The sequence below is a fragment of the Sodalis-like endosymbiont of Proechinophthirus fluctus genome (assembly GCF_001602625.1).
GTDB lineage: Bacteria > Pseudomonadota > Gammaproteobacteria > Enterobacterales > Enterobacteriaceae.
Window position 1 is genome coordinate 64,048 of the sequence record NZ_LECR01000003.1, and the last position, 1,750, is coordinate 65,797.

Genomic DNA, 1,750 nt, shown 5'->3' on the forward strand with positions numbered 1-1,750 from the left:
GAGGCTGCTGGAGCTCTCACGAGATGCTGTTAAGCATCTCGACGATATGATATAGCGCTGCACCAGCACGAGGTTGGTAACTAGCTTATCTTGCTGGCGCAGACTAAGCGAAGTCACCTGCAGCGAAGTCTGATAGCCTAGCGTCGCCAGGCTTATCTATCTAGTAATGGCCGCTGTACTGTTCATATTTATTAGCGCGGTCCAGGAAGATCGATCCAATCGGTATTCAAGCTCTGCTGCGCGTCCTGACGTAAGACATAAGACAATAGGATAACCCTTGTTTTGTACTACTGCCACCTCACCTGCGACCATAGATCACGTCCCTGCGCGCTGTTTCTCCAGTTGGATAATAGCTGTGGTTCTGTTGCCTGAATATTGAGAGCAGGAACCGTTTAGCAACACCAGCAGCTGCGGGGGGCGGATGTCCAGCTCTTTACCCACGGCGCCGTTGCGCGGGACGGCGGGAATTTCATAGTCGCCGTTCTGCAGGGGTAGAATCATACCGGAAGGATTGATAAGGGCGCGCAGAGACGGTGCTTTCAGGTACTCTTCATTTCCATTTGCCTGACGTTCATAGTGCTGATCGCTGGTACAGGCCGCGATCAGCACAACAAGTGTGATACCTACCCATTTCGCTACCCGCAAATTTTGCATTGAATAAGCCATTAAATCTCCCTAAGAGTTACAGCAAACCCACATCCGTTAACGCCTGTCTCACCACGCGGCTACCCGCCTCGGTCAGGGACGTCATCGGTAGGCGCAGAGTGTCGGTCGCTATTAATCCTAATGCCTTGCAAGCCCATTTAACCGGTATAGGACTGGGTTCAAAGAATAATTTCTGATGCAGCGGCATCAGGCGCTGATTCAGACGACGCGCATCAGTGTAATTGCCATTGGCTGCCAGAGCGCAAAGCTGTGCCATTTCCTTCGCGGCCACGTTCGCCGTCACGGAAATCACCCCTTTTCCGCCGAGTTGCATGAAGTCCAATGCACTGGCGTCATCGCCGCTTAGCAGCAGGAAATCGGTATTGACCAGATCTTGGATCTGGCTAACGCGGCTTAAGTTCCCCGTCGCTTCCTTAATACCAATAATATTTTTGATTTCCGCCAGGCGAGCGACGGTAGGCGGCAGCATATCGCAACCGGTGCGCGCCGGCACATTGTAAAGGATCTGCGGCAAATCGCTGCTTTCGGCAATGGCCTTAAAGTGTTGGAACAACCCTTCTTGACTCGGACAGTTGTAGTATGGCGTGACGCTGAGGCATCCCACGACACCGCTATCGTTGAATCGGTGAGTCAGCGACACAGCCTCGGAGGTGGAGTTGGCACCAGTGCCCGCGACGACGGGAATGAGCCCGTCGCTGAGCTCAAGAGTCCACATCACCACATCACTATGCTCTTCGTGGCTTAAGGTAGACGTTTCTCCGGTCGTTCCCACAGCCACGATTGCTGCGGTGCCGCTGGTGACATGATAATCGATTAATTTTTTTAGGCTGACACGGTCGATGGCGCCCTTTTCATCCATCGGAGTAACCAGTGCAACTATGCTTCCCGTAAACATTGACCATCCCTCTATAAACAGATCATTCATGGTACTTTTGTCACCTATCCAAAAGCAAGCAAACATCTTCCCAGTAAGCTCTTGACAGCAGATTTTTAGGGTTATCACGTAAATTACAACCAGCTAGACAGGAAGCACTATTTTCCCCCTGGTTATCACCGCACTGGATACAAGACCGGCCTGGTATTT

Annotated in this window: 2 protein-coding genes; both read right to left on the bottom strand. The window is 51.8% G+C overall.

Annotation, left to right across the window (positions count from 1 at the left end; genetic code table 11):
* Positions 1–315: 315 nt before the first annotated feature.
* Positions 316–666, bottom strand: a complete 351-nt coding sequence (locus BG74_RS00545) for an NlpB/DapX family lipoprotein (RefSeq protein WP_066595726.1) — start codon at positions 664–666, stop codon at positions 316–318.
* A gap of 16 nt (positions 667–682) precedes the next feature.
* Complete coding sequence (gene dapA, locus BG74_RS00550; protein ID WP_066595729.1) at positions 683–1,561, bottom strand: 4-hydroxy-tetrahydrodipicolinate synthase; 879 nt, start codon at positions 1,559–1,561, stop codon at positions 683–685.
* Positions 1,562–1,750: the final 189 nt, after the last annotated feature.